14 protein-coding genes are annotated in these 17,877 nt (G+C 69.0%); 4 read left to right on the top strand and 10 right to left on the bottom strand.

Features of this window, described 5'->3' with window-relative positions:
• Positions 1-46 precede the first annotated feature (46 nt).
• A complete protein-coding gene (locus tag RBB46_RS02370) occupies positions 47-496 on the bottom strand; it encodes an META domain-containing protein (RefSeq protein WP_306027240.1) in 450 nt (149 codons plus the stop codon).
• Positions 497-891: 395 nt separating this feature from the next.
• Here RBB46_RS02370 and RBB46_RS02365 point away from each other — a divergent pair, with 395 nt between their 5' ends.
• Positions 892-1,167, top strand: a complete 276-nt coding sequence (locus RBB46_RS02365) for a DUF6460 domain-containing protein (protein ID WP_306027239.1) — start codon at positions 892-894, stop codon at positions 1,165-1,167.
• Positions 1,168-1,195: 28 nt separating this feature from the next.
• Here the strand turns inward: RBB46_RS02365 and RBB46_RS02360 are convergent, their stop codons facing one another.
• On the bottom strand, positions 1,196-2,098 hold the full coding sequence (locus RBB46_RS02360) for a histone deacetylase (RefSeq protein WP_306027238.1): 903 nt from the start codon (positions 2,096-2,098) through the stop codon (positions 1,196-1,198).
• 216 nt (positions 2,099-2,314) lie between these two features.
• On the opposite strand from RBB46_RS02360, the gene RBB46_RS02355 reads away from it, so the two are divergent.
• Positions 2,315-3,061, top strand: coding sequence for a hypothetical protein (locus tag RBB46_RS02355; RefSeq protein ID WP_306027237.1), 747 nt, complete (start codon positions 2,315-2,317; stop codon positions 3,059-3,061).
• Positions 3,062-3,111: 50 nt separating this feature from the next.
• Here the strand turns inward: RBB46_RS02355 and RBB46_RS02350 are convergent, their stop codons facing one another.
• The 6 genes from RBB46_RS02350 to RBB46_RS02325 form a co-directional block, all read right to left on the bottom strand.
• On the bottom strand, positions 3,112-3,558 hold the full coding sequence (locus tag RBB46_RS02350) for a MarR family winged helix-turn-helix transcriptional regulator (RefSeq protein ID WP_306027236.1): 447 nt from the start codon (positions 3,556-3,558) through the stop codon (positions 3,112-3,114).
• Between the two features lie 1,340 nt (positions 3,559-4,898).
• Positions 4,899-5,429, bottom strand: coding sequence for a hypothetical protein (locus RBB46_RS02345; RefSeq protein WP_306027235.1), 531 nt, complete (start codon positions 5,427-5,429; stop codon positions 4,899-4,901).
• A gap of 137 nt (positions 5,430-5,566) precedes the next feature.
• Positions 5,567-6,793 (bottom strand): NAD(P)/FAD-dependent oxidoreductase, encoded by a 1,227-nt coding sequence (locus RBB46_RS02340; protein ID WP_306027234.1) that lies wholly within the window; start codon positions 6,791-6,793, stop codon positions 5,567-5,569.
• Between the two features lie 27 nt (positions 6,794-6,820).
• Positions 6,821-10,342: a YhaN family protein gene (locus RBB46_RS02335; protein ID WP_306027233.1), complete on the bottom strand. Its 3,522-nt coding sequence runs from the start codon at positions 10,340-10,342 to the stop codon at positions 6,821-6,823.
• A complete protein-coding gene (locus RBB46_RS02330) occupies positions 10,339-11,589 on the bottom strand; it encodes a DNA repair exonuclease (RefSeq protein WP_306027232.1) in 1,251 nt (416 codons plus the stop codon). Before RBB46_RS02330 ends, RBB46_RS02335 begins: the two co-directional genes overlap by 4 nt.
• A 144-nt stretch (positions 11,590-11,733) precedes the next feature.
• Positions 11,734-13,542: a glycosyltransferase gene (locus RBB46_RS02325; protein WP_306027231.1), complete on the bottom strand. Its 1,809-nt coding sequence runs from the start codon at positions 13,540-13,542 to the stop codon at positions 11,734-11,736.
• 327 nt (positions 13,543-13,869) lie between these two features.
• Between RBB46_RS02325 and RBB46_RS02320 the strand changes: the two genes are divergently transcribed.
• Positions 13,870-14,760 carry a transporter substrate-binding domain-containing protein gene (locus RBB46_RS02320; protein ID WP_306027230.1) on the top strand — a complete coding sequence of 297 codons (891 nt, stop codon included), beginning with the start codon at positions 13,870-13,872 and terminating at the stop codon, positions 14,758-14,760.
• Here RBB46_RS02320 and RBB46_RS02315 read toward each other — a convergent pair.
• Both RBB46_RS02315 and RBB46_RS02310 read right to left on the bottom strand, forming a co-directional pair.
• The gene (locus tag RBB46_RS02315) at positions 14,731-15,582 is read right to left on the bottom strand and encodes a sterol desaturase family protein (protein ID WP_306027229.1); all 852 of its coding nucleotides are present in this window, start codon (positions 15,580-15,582) and stop codon (positions 14,731-14,733) included. The two genes, RBB46_RS02320 and RBB46_RS02315, sit on opposite strands and share 30 nt — an antisense overlap.
• A gap of 203 nt (positions 15,583-15,785) precedes the next feature.
• The gene (locus RBB46_RS02310) at positions 15,786-16,448 is read right to left on the bottom strand and encodes a hypothetical protein (RefSeq protein ID WP_306027228.1); all 663 of its coding nucleotides are present in this window, start codon (positions 16,446-16,448) and stop codon (positions 15,786-15,788) included.
• A gap of 616 nt (positions 16,449-17,064) precedes the next feature.
• Between RBB46_RS02310 and RBB46_RS02305 the strand changes: the two genes are divergently transcribed.
• Entirely contained in the window at positions 17,065-17,718 is a 654-nt protein-coding gene (locus RBB46_RS02305) for an alpha/beta family hydrolase (RefSeq protein ID WP_306027227.1), read from the top strand.
• Positions 17,719-17,877 lie beyond the last annotated feature (159 nt).

Here is a 17,877-nt window from a genome sequence, read left to right as displayed (position 1 = left end):
CCTTTTCATCCGCGCAGGTCCGGGCCGCAAGCGGCGTCCGGCTCGCCTACTTGCCGACGAGCAGCACCACGGCGGCGCCGGAGCGATCGCGCAGCAGGACGCGGTCGGGCATGCCGTCGACCCTGACGGCGGCCGGGAAGAAATGCATGAAGCGGCGTTCCAGGTCGCCGGCCGGCCCCTGGCAGGCCATCTTGGTCGCCATCACCTCTTCGGAGACGGCGAGATCCTGGCCGTCCTGCTCCAGCGTGCCGCGCAGGCGGTTGCAGCCGGCCGAGGCGAGCCACAATCCGTGCCGGTCGACGGTCACCTCCGTGCGGCCGGCAAGCGTGCCGTCGAGATCGACCAGCGCACCGCCCGGGGCCGCCAGCGCCGCGATGCGCCAGGTACCGGTGATCGAGGGCTCCTGCTGCGCGCCGGCGCTGCCGGTCGCGGCGGACAACGCGAGGGCAATGGCGGCGGCCAGGCATGCGAGGGGTTTGCGGGCAATCGTGGTCATGGCTGAACTGTCCTTGGCTTTGGCCCGCAGCAACCGTCTGTCGCGGTCGTTGGCGGGCCGGCTCGGTTCCGGCTTTCCTGCGCAAGGTGGTCACCTGGCAGGCGCTTGCGCGACACGATCCGCCGCCTCCCGGACCGCTGCCCGTCGCCAGGCAGGAACGCCCCCCTGCCGTCATCCGGACGCAGGCGAGGTTTCCCGTTCCATTGTGGCATCATCTTGACGTTTTTCCCAAGGATCCATGTCAATGCACCGAAACCGGGACGACGCCGGCCCGCGCCTGCATTTTCGGTTTGATCGCAAGGGGCCGCCCGCCTACATCTTCCGGATGACCGACCGGGCGGACAGCCGGGAACCGAGCCCGGGATTAGGGCCCAAGGACATTTCAGGAACCGCCAATGACCAACCGACCGCTCAGCCGCTTTCTCGGGGATTCGCCTGGCCGCGTGATCCTCAAGCTCGTGGTGCTCTCCTTCGTCGTCGGCGTGCTTCTTTCGGCGCTCGACCTGCATCCGCTCGACGTCTTTGACGGCGTCGTCAGCTTCATCCGCAGGCTTTGGAACCTGGGCTTCGAGGCTCTCGGCCAGCTCGGCGGCTATTTCGTGCTCGGCGCCCTCGTCGTGGTGCCGGTGTGGATCGTCATCCGCCTGATGAACCTGGGGCGCGGGGGCTGAGACCGTTGCTGCCTCGTCCCTTGCAGCCTCAGGCGAATTCCGCCGCCACCCGATGCAGGATCGCGTGGCGGCGCGCCAGCCGGTCGATATCCTCCAGATAGCCGCCGCCGATTACGCCCGCGAGCGGAATGCCTGCGCCTCGCACCGCCGCGATGACGAAGCGCTCGCGCGCCTCCAGTCCTTCGTCCGAAAGCGCGAGACGACCGAGCCGGTCCTCCTCGTGCGGGTCGACGCCGGCATTGTAGAAGACGATATCCGGTCGGAAGGATTGCAGGGCCTGCGGCAGGGCCCGGCGCAGTTCGTCCAGATAGGGAGCATCGCCAAGCCCGTCCTCCAGCGCGATGTCGAGGGTCGAGGCCACCTTGCGCACCGGATAGTTGCGCCTGGCATGCATGGAGAGCGTGAAGACCGAGGGTGCGTCGGCGAGGATCTCCGCCGTGCCGTCGCCCTGGTGCACGTCGAGATCGACCACCATCGCCCGGCGGATCGCGCCGTCGGCCATCAGGACGCGGATCGCAACGGCGACATCGTTGAAGACACAGAAACCCGCGCCATGGGCGCGGCGCGCATGGTGGCTGCCGCCCGCCGTGTTGCAGGCAATGCCGTGTTCCAGCGCCAGCGTCGCCGTCAACACCGTGCCGGCCGTGGCGCAGCGGGCCCTGAAGCCGACCGCCTCGCTCATCGGCAGGCCGATCTCGCGGGTGATCTTCGGCGGCACCGCGGCGGCGAAGACCTGGTCGACATAGGCGCGTTCATGAGCAAGCGCCACCCATTCGGCGGGCGCGGGAACCGGCTGGCGATACCCGCCCGGCGCAACAATCCCCTCCTCGGCCAGCACCTCGGCGAGGCGGCGGAACTTGTTCATCGGAAAGCGGTGACCCGCCGGGATCTCTGCGCAATAGGCGGGATGGTGAACGACGGCAAGGGGCATGAAGGATCCGGTGGGCGAACTGGTGGCAGGTGTCCTGGCAAGATTTATACGCGGGCAGCAGGGACAAGGACCAGCCCGGCTTGACCCGGCAGGGTCGGCCCGTTTTGATGACGCGAAGACAGTGACCCTCCTCGCATTCATTGCCGAAAGATCCCGATGCCAGAGTTTCGCGCACGACGCCGGTTCGCACGAGCCACGTTCCTCCCCTGTTTTTCGTTGCTATCCACTCTCGTGCTGCTTGCCGGCCTTGCCACCCCCTCCACTGCCGCGAGCGGATGGACGACGTTCAACCACAACGGCGCATTCGCCGGCGCTTCAGGTTGCGGGGCGGGCGACTGCCTGGCCCTTGCCTGCGTGCCAACGGCAGGCGGGACGACCTCCTGGCAACTGACCGTCGCCGACCCGGGCTATTCGGCGGAAACCGCCTCTGTCCGGTTCGAGATCAACGGCCGTGGCTACGGGCTCGAGATGCAAAAGGCCGGGCCGTCGGAAAACGGCCAGCAGACCTATGAGGCGAAATTCGATGCGCAGGCGCACGCCCCGTTCCTGGCGTTGCTGAAGGCTGGAAACCGGGTGAGTTTCCGTGCCGCCGAGTTCGGCGGCGGCAGGATTTCGCTGGCCGGCTCGTCTGCTGCACTGGACGCTGCCCTTCGCCTGTGCGCCGGCGCCTTGCCGGGAACGGAGAACGCGGACACGCCCGTGCGGGAGGAAACCGCCTTCAACGGACCGGCAGCCTCCGCCATCGCCCTGCTTCGCCGTCAGAACTGCGTGGCGAGCGAAAGCGAGATCTTTCAGGCGATCACCGGTGACGGGCATGGCGTATGGGACGCCAATCAGTTGATCGTCAGTTGGGCGGACAGCGGTTTTCTGACAGTCATCAGCCGTTCGCCCCATACCTATCGCCTCGACGATCCGTCCGCCTGCAAGCCGACGGCGACGCAGGACAGCAGCGGCAACGGATAGCCCCCGCGCTTTTTCCAAGGAAGCGCGGGGGATCGATCCAGGCTCGGCCCCTAGGATTGCGCCACGGCAAAGGGCCGTGCGCGGCTTGCCGGCGGACCGGCAAGGCCGCGATGGAGCTCGGCCAGCTGGCTCTCGCTGATCGTGGTGGCCGGCAGGCCCGCGACCACGTCGGCGACGATGGCATCGGCATCGGACACCAGGATCTCGCCGGCCCCGGTCAGGCAGGCCAGGCTCTGACGGGCATCGCGCTCACCCTTCTCGGTGGTGACATAGCCGATCTTCTCCAGCGGCTTCAGTGCGCGGGTCACGGCCGAGGGCGTCAGGCCGACAGCCTGGGCAAGCTCCACCCGCATTGCGCGCCCTTGCGGAAACTCCGAAAGGCTCTTCAGCAGGCGATACTCGCGGAAGCTGACGCCGCGCGCGCCGGCCAGCGGCCGGTCGAGACGCTTCTCGATCAGTGCGGCGATATCGAGCAGCGAGAACACGAGGGCATTCATGGTCGCATCCTTTCCTGATACGTGACTGTTGCAGTCTATATACGTGACTACTCACGTAATTCAAGAAGTGGAGTGCAAGGCCTCATCCGACAGGAAAATGCGGACGACCCGGGGGAGCGGCTCCCACCCCACCCGCAAGGTCGTCACCCCCGCCGGAGCGAAGCGAAGAGCGGGGGCCTATTCGTTCCCGGAGCGGCGGCGAGGGGGGCAAGGCGGTGGCGTGCCGGTCCGGCGCGCAAGCGACAGCCGCGTCCCCCACTGATCGCGCGGCTCTCCGCGCCTGCCGCCACAGGCGGTGCCGGCAACATCCGCCGGGGTTGCCAATGGGTCCCCGGTCAAGCCGGGGATGACGGCCGAGAGGGAGGAAAGGCCGGCGAGACATCGGCGGCGGGGATGGCGGTCGGGCGGATAGCAAGGGTGGCACCAGCACCATCTGACGGAGGGATTGGCCAGTGCAGCCCCCCCTCTGTCCTCTGTCGGGGACATCTCCCCCTCAAGGGGGAGAGGGGTGCGTGAGGCGATGCCCGCATTCCCGCATCACGCGGTGCAGTCGGCACTCTGCCGCCGCCCCGCCCTCAAGCCGTCACCCCCGCCGGAGCGAAGCGAAGAGCGGGGGCCCATTCGTTCCCAGAGCGGGCGTGGAGGAGGTCGCGGCGGCGTGCCGGTCCGGCGCGCAAGCGACAGCCGCTTCCCCCACTGATCGCGCGGCTCTCCACGCCTGCCGCAACCGGCGGTGCCGGCAACATCCGCCGGGGTTGCCAATGGATCCCCGGTCAAGCCGGGGATGACGGCCGAGAGGGAGGAAAGGCCGACGTGACATCGGCGGCACGGAGGGATGACGGCGGAGGGAAAGGCAAGAGTGGCGCCAGCACCATGCGACGACGGAATTGGTCGGTGCTGCCCCCCCTCTGTCCCCTGTCGGGAACATCTCCCCCTCAAGGGGGGAGAGGGGTGCAAGTGGCGATGCCCGCATTTCTGTCGTTCCGGACGGGTTGCGGCGCGACCGAGACTCGATCACCGCCCTGTCCTCGGAGCGCCAGTTCGCTCCTACCGACGGCACTCAACCGCCACCCCATCCCCGGCCGTCACCCCCGCCGGAGCGCAGCGCAGAGCGGGGGCCCATTCGTTCCCAGAGCGATAGCGACGGGGGCAAGGCGGTGCCGTTCCGGTCCGGTGCGCAAGCGACAGCCGCGTCCCCCACTGATCGCGCGGCTCTCCGCGCCTGCCGCCACAGGCGGTGCCGGCAACATCCGCCGGGGTTGCCAATGGGTCCCCGGTCAAGCCGGGGATGACAGCCGAGAGTTGGGCAAGGAAAGAGCAGCGCACCTTGCGCGCGCCGGTCAGCCCTCTTCCGTGACGACCGGACAACGGACGAGGTGCCAGTCCCTCGACAGGCATCGCTGATCGAGGGCGCGCTTCAACCGGTCGCTGATGAAGAAGTGGATGTAGATCGACTTGTCCCACCAGATGTCGGGCCCCTCGAGGACGCTTTCCGAGAAGAGCAGCCGCGGCGCCCGGGCGCGGACGACACGCACAAGCCATCGCCCCTGCGACATCGCATCGAGACCCTTGTCATCGGACCGCTCCCTCAGAAAGGCGTCCTTCTTGTTGCCCTGGCTGAGATAGAAGAACTCGCCCGGCATGGGCGTCTTGCCGTCCGGATGCCAGAGGCGCGCGGGATAGAGCGCACCCTCACCCATGTCGAAGCTTCGCACCACCTTGGCGCTTTCGCCCGCCAGGAAGATGAATCCGTTGGAAAAGATCTGCGGTGCCGGCTGTTCGTGCGCCGGGGGATAGTGGTTCGGGCGCGGATAGTTGTCTGTGGGGAACCGCTCTTGTGGCAGGAACCAGCCGACCGCGGTCTGCCTCATCGACTTCAGAACCGACTCGGGCTCAATGTCACCATTCTCGAAACTCTCGGCAGACCTCCACGCCCGACCATTTTCACTAAGATCATGACCTTGGACGAGCCAGATACAGGGCTCCGTTCCGATTGCCGCCTGCCCGCTCATCTCCCCGTCCTTTCGGCAATGGCAGTGCCGGCGGCCCAGCCGGACGACCACGCCCACTGGAAATTGTAGCCGCCGAGCCAGCCGGTGACGTCGACGACCTCGCCGATGAAATAGAGGCCGGGCACCGACTTCGCCTCCATCGTCCTTGAATCGAGGCCGGCCGTGTCGACGCCGCCCAGCGTCACCTCGGCCGTGCGGTAGCCTTCCGTGCCGATGGGGAAGAGGTCCCAGCCCTGCAGGGCGGCGGCAATGGCGGAAAGACGCCGGTCGCTGGCCTCGCCCATGGTTCCCGACCAGCCGTGAAGCGCTGAGAGATGGGCGGCGAGCCGCTTCGGCAGGATCTCGCCCAGCGCGTTGACGATGGTGCGGCGGCCGTTTTCCCGTTTCGAGGCCTTCAACTCGGCAAGCAGGTCGCAGTCCGGGAGGAAGGCGACGCGCACCGGCTGGCGTTCGCGCCAATAGGAGGAGATCTGCAGGATCGCCGGCCCCGACAGGCCGCGATGGGTGAAGAGCAGCGCCTCGTCGAAAGAGGTCTTGCCGCAGGAAACGCGCGCGTCGGCGGCGACGCCGGCAATCTCGCGGAAGCCGGCCAGAACGTCCTCGCCGAAGGTGAGCGGCACGAGGCCGGCGCGGGTCTCGGTCACCGCGAGGCCGAACTGTTCGGCGATCCGGTAGCCGAGGCCGGTGGCGCCCATCTTGGGGATCGACTTGCCGCCGCAGGCGACGACGAACCGGCGGCAGGCGACGGTTGCCGCCCCCTCGCCGCCAAGCGTTGCTGCAAAGCCGTCTTCCTTGCGCGCAATGCTTTCCAGCACCGTGCCGAGGCGCAGTTCGGCGCCGGCCTTGCGCATCTCACCGACCAGCATGGCGATGATGTCCTTGGCGGAATTGTCGCAGAAGAGCTGGCCGAGGGTCTTCTCGTGCCAGGGGATCCCATGCCGGTCGACCATGGCGATGAAGTCGCGCGGCGTGTAGCGGCCGAGCGCCGACTTGGCGAAATGCGGGTTTGCAGAGAGGAAGTTGCGCGCCGTCGCACCGGTGTTTGTGAAATTGCAGCGCCCGCCGCCGGAAATGCGGATCTTCTCGCCCGGCGCCCTGGCATGGTCGACGACAAGCACGCGGTCGCCGCGCGCGGCGGCATGGATCGCGCACATCATGCCGGCCGCCCCCGCGCCGAGGATCAGCGTGTCGACCGGCTCGTTGCGCACTGTCTCGCTACGCATGGCGGGGCTCCGGCATCGGGCGGTCCTTCAGAATTCCAGCAGGTCGAGCCGGTCGCCGAGCTCGCGCCGGGCGATGTCGACGACGCTCGCATGATGGGTGAAGAGGATCGGCTGGATCACCTGCGACTGGCCGGCGAGCGTGCGCAGGCCGGCGGCGGTGCGGGCGTCGTCGAAGCTCTGGAAGAGATCGTCGCCGATGAAGGGCGCGGCCTCGGCCCGCGCCGAATAGTCGGCGAGGAAGGCAAGGCGCAGGGCGAGATAGAGCTGGTCGCGGGTGCCCTCGCTGAGGCCGTCGAGGCCGACAAGCTCGCCACTGGCGCGACGGGCGAGTAGACGCGGCCGGTCGTCGTCGCCGAACTCGCGCCGCAGCCCCTCGAAGGCGCCCTGCGTCAGCGAGGCGAGCAACTGCCCCGCACTCTCCAGCAGCGGGTCGCCCTGGCGGGCGCGGTGATGCTCAAACGCGCCGGACAGCAGCAGCGAGGCAAGGCGGGTGACGAACCACTGTCGGCCGAGCTCGACCAGCTCGGCCTCCGCCGACAGACGCTCGAAGGCGGCGGTCTCCGCCCCTTGCCCGGTCTCCGCCGCTTGGCGGTCGGCAAGCGCCTGCTGGGCGCGGCCGTGCGCCTCCTTCAGCGCGCCGGTGCGGCGCTCGCTCTCGCTGTCGAGAAGGGCAAGCTCGGCGCGGGCCGCCTCCGGATCGAAGCCCTCCAGCTCGGCGGCAACATCCGCCCGCGCCTCGCCTTCCGCCGTCTCGTCGAAGAGCGCGAGGTTATCGGCAAGGGCGCGGCCAAGCTTGTCGCGCTCCGCGAGACGTCCGGCAAGGGCGGAAGGGTCGGCGCTCAGGGTCTCGGGCAGGCCGGAGAGCGCCCCGGCACAGGCGTTGTCGGCGGCGGTCAGCGCAGCCTGTGCCCGCGCCAGGACCTCGCCCGCACGCTGCAACGCCTCGTCGGCTGCTTCGGCACGCGTGAGCGAGACGCGTTCGCCCTCCAGCCGTTTCTGCAACTCGGCGACGAGCATGTCGGGCGCGGCGTCGGCAAGGCCTTGCCCGACGGGATCAGGGGTAAGGTCCGGGGCAAGGCGGGCGGCCAGCGCGCGCGCCTCGGCCGCAAAGGTCTCGTTGTCGCGCAGCATGCCGCGCACCCGGCCGGCGCGGTTGTCCCGCTCACGCAGGGTCGCGGGCAGTTCCCGCCAGACATCGAGCAGCGCCTGGGCGGCGTCCACCTCCATGCCGGCGGTACCGCCGACGGCGACAAGCGCCGCGTCGAACCCCTCGCGCCACCGGCCGAGCGCGGCATCAAGCACCGTCGCCCGCTCCTGCGCTTCCGCAAGGCGGGCACGCGCATCGCCGATCCGGCCGGCAAGGCTGCGCCCTTCATGGAATGCGGTGCCGCGTGCCTCCAACTCCCCGGCGACGCGGCGATAGAGGAGGGCGACATCCTCACCCTCGCCCGTCTCCAGGCCGAGCTCGCCGGCAAGGGCGGTGAGCGGCGGGCGGACACGGGAGGCGGTGGCCTCGAGCGTGGCGATCCGGGCGGCGACCACCCCGGCCTCCTCGCGCTCCTCGAGCAGCCGGTCGACGGCGCGGCGCCACTCGATCATCGCGGCGACGCCGGAAGGCTCGATGCCGAGTGGCGCGAAAAGCGCCTTCCAGGCGGCGATCGCCTGCGCCCGTTCACCGGCAAGACGGTCCGCCTCGCCCTGCGTCACGGCCTGCTGACGCAGGAGCGCCGCGCGGCGGGCAGTGTCGGCGGCATGGCGGGAAACGCGGTCGGCCTCGGCGATTGCCTGGTCGGCGAGGCTGTCGGCGGCGCGCAGCAGGGCCTCGACCTCGCCGCGCAGCGCGTCCCGGGCGGCGGCATCCGCCTCGACGTAGCGGGCAAGGGCCGCATCGCGCGCGGCACGGGCGGCACGGATCCTCTCGGGCGAAGGCATCTCCTCTCCGCGCCCGGTCTCGGCGATGGCGATGTCGAGGCGGGCGATCTCCTCGTCCTCGGCAAGGCGACGCTCGGCATTGCGGCGCAGATCCTCGGCGAGGTCCTCGAAGCGGGCGCGGTGTTCGCCCATCTCATCGACGCCCGGCAGGCGGGCGGCGGCGAGCGCGTCGGCATCGGCGACCGGGGCGGCGAGCGGCGGGGCCAGCCGGGCGGCCTGCTCGGCAACGCGGCGGCGCAACCGCTGGTGCTCGCCCGACAGGCGGTCACGCTCCTCCAGCTCGCGGATGTCGGGGGCAAGAGCCGCAAGCCGTGCCCGCAAGGGGGCCGGATCCCGCGCCGGCGCGCTGCCGGCCTGCCGCTCGAGTTCCTCGAGGGCTTTCGCCTCGCGGGCAAGCACGGCCGCCAGATCGGTTCGCTCGCGGCGCAGGTCGCGGCCCTCGGCAAGGCGCGCGGCAAGATCGGCAAGGACGGCATCGCCCGGCTGCAAGGCGCGCAGGGCCTCGCTCTCGGGCACCGAGGAACCGCCCTGGCCGAGGCGGTCGAGAAGCGCCAGCAGAGCCCGCTCGAACTCCTCCGCCTCCCCCTCGATACGGGGCAGCTGCTCGCGGCGCTGGCGATAAGCCTCAAGCCTTGCATGCAGGGTGGTGATCTCGCCGCCGGCGGCCAGCAGCGTCTCGTCTACCGTGATGGCGCCGCGCCGGGCGCGTGCCTCGTCGCGGGTCCGCGTCGCCTCCTCGAGGGCCTGCCGCGCGCCTTCGCAGGCGGCCATCGCGGCGCGAAGCTTCTCCGACAGGCCGGCCGGCAGTTCGGCCAGATCGGCGAAGGCGGCAAGCTCTGCCTCGGCGCGGCCGATGCGGCTGAGGAGCGGCAACAGGGCGAGCAGCTTGCGCAGCCTCGTGGCGCGCCGGCCGGTCTCGGTGAGCGCGGCTTCCGCCTCGGCGACGGCGGCCTCGGCGGCGTCGACCTCGGCATTGAGGCGCTTCCACTCCGCCGCGCGCAGGGCACGGTCGCGCTCGGCGCGGCGGGCGACATCGTGGCGGTCGAGAACCTGGTAGACCTTGCGGTCACGCGAGGCACGCGGGGCAAAGAGCCCGTCGGCCTCGGCCTCGAGCGCGTCGCGCAGGGCGTTGAGCCCGTGCAGGCCGGAGGCCGCCGCGAAGACCCGGCCGCCCTCCTCGCCCTCGCCGTCGATGAGGGCATCGCCGCCCTGCTTCAGCCGCGCGGAATCGAGGCCGAAGGAGAGCTCGAAGACCTCGCGCGAGAGCCCGCCGAGAAACGGCGCCAGCGCATCGTCGCGCAAGGGGCTTTCCGCCTCGTCATCGGCAAGCAGCGTGTTCTTGCGTCCCTTGCGGCGGCGGAAGGCGAGCTCGCGCCCGTCGGATGCAAGCAATGTTGCGGCGACGCGCAGGTCCTTCGCCTCATGCAGGAAATCGTAGCGCGGCGCGTCGCGCTTTTCGGAAAAGCCGAAGAGCAGATCGGAAATGGCGGCGAGCGCCGAGCTCTTGCCGGCCTCGTTGGGCCCGTAGAGAAGATGCAGGCCGGCGCCGGGGCGAAAGCGGAACTCCCGGTCGGTCAGGGCGCCGTAGCGGATGAGGTGAAGGCGCTCGAACCTCACGCCCGGCCCCCTTCCGCGATGCGTTCGGCAAGCAGCAGGCGCGCCTCGGCGAGAAGCGCGTCGAGATCCTCGCCGAAGGGCGCGGCCGGATCGACGAGCCCGCCGGGAAGCTTACCGGCCAGGAGGGCGAGCTGGCGCTGCGCCTCGGCGCGCAACTCCCCGTCCGAGGCGGCTTCCTCGATCAGGGCACCGAGGTCGAGCGCCGCGTCCCCGGCGACGAGCGGGGCGGCCTCCGCCTCCGCATGAAGGTCGAGCTGGAGCTTTTCCAGCCAGGCCTCGGCGGCGAGATGGCCGCAGAGATTGCCGATCTCGTCGGTGAGCGTTGCGCGGTTGGCAAGGGCCCAACCACGCAGGGAAGAGCGACCCGAAAGCCGGACGCGCAGGGCGAGCGGACGCCCCTCGCCCGCCTGCAACACCTCGCCAATGGCGGTTTCGGCTGCGCGCAGGAGCGCTGCGAGGTCATCGGCGCCAGTTGCATCCACCTCGACCCGGGCAAATCGCGCCTCGTCGACGATCAGCCGCTCGACCGTAGCGATTGCCCCGTCCTCGACATTGACAAGCACGGCGCCCTTGGCCCCCGTCTCGCGGATGCTGCGGCCCTGGATGTTGCCGGGAAAGACCACCGGCGGGTCGGGATGGACGATCTCGTGGGCATGGACATGGCCGAGCGCCCAGTAGTCGTAGCCCTTGGACAGCAGGTCGTTGAGAGAACAGGGCGCGTAGTCGGCATGCGGCGGGCGGCCGGTCAGCGAGGTGTGCAACACGCCGATATTGAGATGGCCGGCAAGGGCGGGCGGATAGGAAAGCGCAAGGTTTTCGGTCACCTGCCGGTCGGCGAAGCCCTGGCCGTGCAGGGCGACGCGAAGGTCCCCGATGACGTGGGTCTGCGGCTTGCGGGTGTCGAAGGTGGCGACATTGTCCGGCAGGGTGACGGATTTCGTCACCACGCTCTCCGCGTCATGATTGCCGCGCAGGACGAAGACGGGAATGCCGGCGCGGCCGAGACGGGCCATCTCGCGGTTGAAGAAGAGGCCGACGGAATTGTCCGGCCAGGGCCCGTCATAAACATCGCCGGCGATCACCAGGAACCGCGCGTCCAGCTCGATGGTGCGGGTGACAAGCGCGGAAACCGCCTGGCGGGTGGCATCGCCGAAGCGCGCGGCCATCGCCGGGTCGCGCGCGGCAAGACCGGCTAGCGGGCTGCCAAGGTGAAGATCGGCCGCGTGAACGAAGGAAAAGGACGCCAAGTGCCTGCCTGCCGGTTCGTCATGATCGCTGCCGCCGGCGAGGCCGGGGCGAAACGGGAATCGCCGCGTTCCGGCGGCCTCTCGTCTCCTGTCTATCGCGCGGGCGGGCAATCCTCAAACCCGCTGTTGCGCCTCGCCCTTGCCTCACCTGCGTCCCGGGGCACGGCGCGGCCGGCGGGCAAGGCCGTGCTCGGTCTTGCTCCAGTTGTGCGGCCGGCGGACGAGGTCGACCACCGCCGCGTAGAAGGCAAGGCTCTGGGCCAGCCAGTAGACCGGGATGAGCAGCAGGTCGTGCAGGGCCGGCAGGCGGTTGCGGGCCGCCGATCCGCCGATCGCAAGCAGCGTCATGCTGGCATAGCACAGCACCACGCTGACGCCGGCGAGCGTGAAGGTCACCCCGGTGAGCGCATCGGCATAGAACTGCAGATCGGCGAGACCCGAGCCGTAGAGCAGCAGGATGGCGACGAAGACCGGATGCGCGGCGAGCGTCACCACCATGCCGAGGAGATAGACCAGGAGCACGGCAAGACGGGTGCGGCGCATCTCGCCGGCAAGTGCGAAGGGATCGCGCAAGGTGACGAGAAGCGTCTGCAGCCAGCCCTTGAGCCAGCGGGTGCGCTGGCCGTGCCAGGCACGCCAGGTGAGCGGCGCCTCCTCGAACGTGGTGGAGGCGAGCATCTCGAGGCGGTGGCCGGCGCGGCAGAGGCGAATGGCGAGGTCGGCATCCTCCGTCACGTTGTAGGGGTCCCAGCCGCCGACCGCGACAAGGGCGGCCCGGCGAAAGTGATTGGACGTTCCGCCAAGCGGAAAGGGCCAGCCCCGCGCCGCCATCCAGGGCAGAAGGCAGTCGAAAAGACCGGAATATTCCAGCAGGAACTGACGGGGAAAGAACCGCACGCTGCGATGATCGATGGCCAGGTGCGCCTGCAACGCCGCGACGCCGACGGGCAGTTCCGCAAACAGCGAGGCGGCGAGACGGAGCTGGTCCGGCTCGGGCCTGTCCTCCCCGTCATAGACCGCGACGATCTCGCCGCGCGCCTGCTCGAGCCCGTGGGTCAGGGCGCGCGGCTTGGTGCGCGGACCGGCGCCGCGCACGGTGAGGATGCGCATATGCGGGAGGAGTTCGGGCGCCAGCGCGGCGGCCGTTTCCGCATCGTCCTCCTCAAGCAGGAAAAGAACCTCCAGTCGGCCCTGCGGATAGTCGAATGCCGCCAGATGGGTGACGAGGCTGCGTGCGACACGGGCCTCGCGGTAGAGCGGCACGAGCACCGTATAGGCAGGCAGCTCGACACCGGAAAGCAGCCTGGCGGGAGAGCGGGCCCTGGGGCGCGACACGCCAGCGAGCGCGCGCACCGCGCCGGGCAGCATGCCGAGCACCGTGACCGCAACGGAGAGGGCGACCCCCATCATCTTCAGCGACAGGAAGTGACCGGCCGCTAGCGCGGCAAGAAGCGCCGCACCGACGGCGACCTGCTGCGGCGTGAGCCGGTGACGGGCGCTCAGCCCGGGCTTGTCGAAGGCAAGACGCAAGGCCGGATCGGCCGTGCGGGCGGCACTGGCGATCGCGGCGGGAGTGGCGATGCGAAGACGGCGGGCAAGATCCGGCGCCCGCCGCAGCAGCGCGCGGATCGCCGGCACCGTCTCGGGAAGCGGGGCCAGCACCACGACGCGCTCGCCAAGGGCGTTGCGGCCGCAGAAGACGGGTCCGGCAACTCCCGGCGGCAACGGAAAGCGGGCCGAGAAATCGGCACGGAACGCGCCTTCGGGCAGAAACGGCAGGCCGAGGCTCTCGGCAAGCGCGCAATAATAGGCCTCGGCCGAGACCAGCCCGCGCTCGACGGCTAGCCGGGCAAGGCGCACGGGCGAGCCCCCGCCACGCCCCGCCAGCCCGTGCAACAGGGCCACCGGTGCGCCTCGCCGACCCAGCAGCACGATTTCCGGCGGCAGCATCATGCCATGCCGCGTGGCCCCCCGGACAGGTTGTGCGGGCGTTCCGCGCCGTGCGGTGACGGTTCGGCTGGACGAGCTCGCATGGGCATGTGATAGAATCGACCCGATATCCGGAACGGCTGCAGGTTCGGGACCGGGGCGCAGCGTCTCGACCATCAACCGGGCCGCCGGACCCGATGCGACGGACACCGCAGCCGGTGACGCGGCTGCAAGCAGGCACGCCTTGGCAGGACCTGCAGTGACAAAGGATGCCCCGGAAGACCGGACAGCAAAACAACCGGCGCCAGCGCCCCCATGCAGCCTGCCCCCCGACAAACGGCCAATATGCTGATGCGATTTGATAGCAGAACCCTCGCCTTTGCAACCCTTGCTTTCATTTCGGTTGCATTCAGCCCGCTTTCCGCCATCCGCCCGGCGGCGGCGCAGGATCTCGGGCCGCTCGCCCCGCAGGCCGATGCGATGCCGGTAACGGTGCCCAACTTCTGGGACCCGCGCGGTATCGGCGACCGCCCGCTGATCGAGCCGGAAACGATCCGCTTCCTGGCGAGCGATGATTTCCCCCCCTTCTCGTTTCGCGACGGAACGGGCCGGCTGACCGGCTTCAACATCGATCTGGCACGGGCGATCTGCGAGGAGCTGAACGCGGCCTGCTCGCTGCGCATCAAATCCTTCGACGCGCTGGTGCCCGCGCTGGTGCGCGAGGAGGGCGACGCGATCATTGCCGGGCTTGCCCTGACCGAGGCGAACGTGAAGACGCTGCGCTTCTCCGACCGCTATCTTGGCCTGCCGGCGCGCTTTGCAGTGCTGAAGGGCAAGGAGGTGGACCCAACACCGGAAGGGCTTGCCGGCAAGCGGATCTCGGTGGTCGGGGGAACCGTCCACGAGGCGTTCCTGAAGGCGTATTTCGCCGATGCGGAGATCGTCACCTACGAGGGGGCGACGGAGGCGCGCGCCGCACTCGGCACCGAAGAGGCGGCCGCCCATTTCGGCGACGGGCTGTCGCTGTCCTTCTGGCTCAACGGAACGACCTCGGGCAACTGCTGCACATTTGTCGGAGGGCCGTGGATCGAGCCGGGCTATTTCGACAAGGGCATGGCCATCGCCTTCCGCGCCGACGACAGCGTGCGCCAGGCGGCCGTCGACCACGCGCTCTACCGGCTGCAGATCGACGGCGTCTATTCCGAGCTTTATCTACGCTACTTTCCCGTCGGGTTTTACTGAGGCCGGAGCCTCCGGAGGCGGCGCGTCCGTCGTGGCTTCCGGCCGGCGGAACGGCAGTGCCAGCGACCAGAGGATGCCGTTCGGCCCCTCGTGCTGATACTCCGCCAGGCCGATCACCATGCCCTCGTGCCCTTCGCGGGGCTGGTCGGTATAGGTGCCGAAGATCCGGTCCCAGACGGCGAGGTTGAAGCCGTAGTTGCTGTCCGTCTCCGAACGGATGACGGAATGGTGCACCCGGTGCATGTCCGGCGTGACAAGGAAGAGCCGCAGCCGGCGGTCGAGGGCAAGCGGCAGACGGAAATTGGCGTGGTTGAACATGGCCGCGCCGTTGAGCACCACCTCGAAGACGAGAACGGCGACAGCCGGAATGCCGAAGGCGAGCACGATGACCGCCTTCCAGAGCATGGAGATGACGATCTCCAGCGGATGAAAGCGCAGCGCCGTGGTCAGGTCGATGTCGCGGTCGGCATGGTGCATCTTGTGAATGCGCCAGAGCAGCGGGATCTTGTGCGAGGCCCAATGCTCGGCCCAGACGGCGAAATCGAGCAGCACGAAACCGAGCAATCCGGCAAGCCAGAGTGGAAGGCCGGCGAGCGCGAAGAGGCCGTAGCCGCCCGCTTGCGCCCACAGGGCGACGCCGACGGCTGCCATCGGGAAGACGATCCTGAGAACGGCCGTGTCGGCGGCGACGATGGCCAGGTTGGTGGTCCAACGGCGGGCGCGCGAGAAGATCAACTCGCGGCGCGGCAGGACAAGCTCGAACAGCGCCATCGCCGCGAAGATGCCGAGAAACAGCAGGAGCCTGACCGTCGCTTCGCTCATTCCTTGCTCCCGCCTTCGTTGCCCACGGACCCTGCCCGCCCGACAACGCGTGTCCTTGCGCCGGCTGTCAGGGGCGGATTTTCACCCCGTGGGAAAGAGCCGTGCTTGCACCTTACCCCATCCCGTGAGATAGGCGGTCGCAACGAATTTCAACAGATCGCGACCAAAGGCCACGGACAGGTTCGCCTGCGCATCGGCCAGCTCTATTGTTTTAGATCGCGAGACATTCGGCACAGGGCGCCGGCGACGCATTCCCTCGTCTTCTCCGAGAAGACCGGAGATTGCAACGGGTCGCCGGCGGGGATCGGGACTCCTTCCGCGAGAAGCCATTTGACGCTGAGCGCGGCCGTAAGACCGGCCGGAAACCGGGGGATCCGCTTGACTATTTTGTAGGATCCGTCGCTGATAACCTTCACCCTACCTTCCCGCGAAAGCTGCAGAAGGCCAGCAAGACTCGGCAGTACCTCATATGCCGCAACCTCCACCGGCGAGACGACTGCCCTGGGATCGATCTGGCGCAGGCCACCGGGATAGAACCGCTTGAACTGTGTTTCGGTGAGATTGCCAGACGGACTACCTGCATTAGCGCGCCGCCCCGCTTCGTGACGCCCGGAGGGCACGTGGACGGTTACCAGTTGCCGGACACCGATGAATATCGGCACCTGCCCCTTGAAGCGAGTCGAGAGGGCCTCCTGAAACGGCGCCCTCAATGTGTTCTCGGGAAGCCAGTGGTCGCCAGACAGATGTGGGCAATTCCGCCAGGACACCTTGTCTGCGGGCAAGCCGGTAAGTCCTGCGTGTCCATCAGGGGCGATGCCGACAAAACGGCTGATGCGCCCGACACTGCCCTCAATGGTCCAGATCATCCCGGCCGCCGAAGCAGCAACCACATAGAGCGACGCCGCTCCATCCTCGACAATGAGGCGCCCTGCCCCCGTAATCCGATCCTGTCCGACAACTGTGACAGTTGACAGGGCTTCGGCGTAGCGCGTTCCAACGAAGACGACCTGCGCTCCTTCGGGAACCTCCGGAAGGCTACAGGAATGGAGGGGGTTGTAAGTTCCTATGCGCCGGGAACCGCTGACTTCAGACGACTCCGACGTGACGCTGCGCCGCGGGCCCACCTGCTCTCCCGTTGCCTCACCCGGCGCAGAGCGAACCGGAACGGGGAGGAGCGCTGCAAACAGCAATGCAAGAAGAAGCTCTCTCACAATCGCTCCATTCAACGGTGAACCTGACGCACGAACAAACGGGCGAAATACGGCGTCGGAAGGGCCGCGTGTGTCGTCTGGGGAGACATTGCAACCTGATACCGCTCCTGTCGCGATTGTCCTGGATCCAGCCTGCACATCGTGGGGCACTGAAGTCCGATACGGTCGAGGAACCGGGCGCTCAGTCCATGCATGCGTGCTTGCACCTTACCCCATCCCGTGAGATAGGCGGTCGCAACGAATTTCAACAGATCGCGACCAAAGGCCACGCATGACCGAGCTTCTCTGGACCCGCCCCGAAGGCGACACGCCGGCCGCGGCGACACTGCTGCTCGCCCATGGCGCCGGGGCGGCGATGGATTCCGGCTTCATGAACCGTTTCGCCGGCCACGCGGCGGCGGCGGGGCTGGCGGTCGCCCGGTTCGAGTTCGCCTACATGGCCGGGCGGCGCAATGGCGGGCCGAAAAAGCCCCCGCCCAAGGCGGAACTGCTCGTCAGCGAATACCAGGCGGCGCTGCAGGCGGTGCTGGCGCAGACGAGCGGGCCGGTGCTGATCGGCGGCAAGTCGATGGGCGGACGGGTCGCCGCAATCCTGACGGCCGGCGGATCGCTGCCCAAGCGCGTCGCGGGCGTTGTCTGCCTCGGCTATCCGTTCCACCCGCAGGGCAAGCCCGACGACTGGCGCATGGCCCCGCTGGAAGGCGCCCGGCGGCCTGTGCTGATCGCCCAGGGCGACCGCGACGGGTTCGGCAGCGCCGCCGACCTGGCGGACAAGACCCTGCCGGAGCATGTACGGATCGACTGGCTGGAAGACGGCAATCACGACCTTGCCCCGCGCGGAGCGTCGCCGGCAACCTGGGACGGGAACCTCGCCCGGGCGGCGTCCATGGCGGCGGAGTTCGCCAGGCAATTGTCAGCCGCGTAGTCGCCGGCAACGCAGGCTTTCCGCCGCATTTTCACGACGCGCGGCGCTGCGCGCCCGCTGGAAAATGGCTTTCCTGACGCATTTTCACGACGCGTGACGCTGCGCGCCCGCTGGAAAATGCGAGGCCGGCGACCTGGGACGGGAACCTCGCCCGGGCGG

It is taken from the genome of Stappia sp. MMSF_3263 (genome assembly GCF_030733745.1).
Taxonomy (GTDB): domain Bacteria; phylum Pseudomonadota; class Alphaproteobacteria; order Rhizobiales; family Stappiaceae; genus Stappia.
Note: the sequence above shows the minus strand (reverse complement) of the source record. Positions and strands in the feature narration are given on the sequence as shown.

Excerpts from the sequence above, each read along its gene's own strand:
- RBB46_RS02370 (WP_306027240.1), bottom strand. The coding sequence starts at position 496 with ATGACCACGATTGCCCGCAAACCCCTCGCATGCCTGGCCGCCGCCATT.
- RBB46_RS02365 (WP_306027239.1), top strand. The coding sequence starts at position 892 with ATGACCAACCGACCGCTCAGCCGCTTTCTCGGGGATTCGCCTGGCCGC.
- RBB46_RS02360 (WP_306027238.1), bottom strand. The coding sequence starts at position 2,098 with ATGCCCCTTGCCGTCGTTCACCATCCCGCCTATTGCGCAGAGATCCCG.
- RBB46_RS02350 (WP_306027236.1), bottom strand. The coding sequence starts at position 3,558 with ATGAATGCCCTCGTGTTCTCGCTGCTCGATATCGCCGCACTGATCGAG.
- RBB46_RS02345 (WP_306027235.1), bottom strand. The coding sequence starts at position 5,429 with ATGAGGCAGACCGCGGTCGGCTGGTTCCTGCCACAAGAGCGGTTCCCC.
- RBB46_RS02340 (WP_306027234.1), bottom strand. The coding sequence starts at position 6,793 with ATGCGTAGCGAGACAGTGCGCAACGAGCCGGTCGACACGCTGATCCTC.
- RBB46_RS02325 (WP_306027231.1), bottom strand. The coding sequence starts at position 13,542 with ATGATGCTGCCGCCGGAAATCGTGCTGCTGGGTCGGCGAGGCGCACCG.
- RBB46_RS02320 (WP_306027230.1), top strand. The coding sequence starts at position 13,870 with ATGCGATTTGATAGCAGAACCCTCGCCTTTGCAACCCTTGCTTTCATT.
- RBB46_RS02315 (WP_306027229.1), bottom strand. The coding sequence starts at position 15,582 with ATGAGCGAAGCGACGGTCAGGCTCCTGCTGTTTCTCGGCATCTTCGCG.
- RBB46_RS02310 (WP_306027228.1), bottom strand. The coding sequence starts at position 16,448 with ATGATCTGGACCATTGAGGGCAGTGTCGGGCGCATCAGCCGTTTTGTC.
- RBB46_RS02305 (WP_306027227.1), top strand. The coding sequence starts at position 17,065 with ATGACCGAGCTTCTCTGGACCCGCCCCGAAGGCGACACGCCGGCCGCG.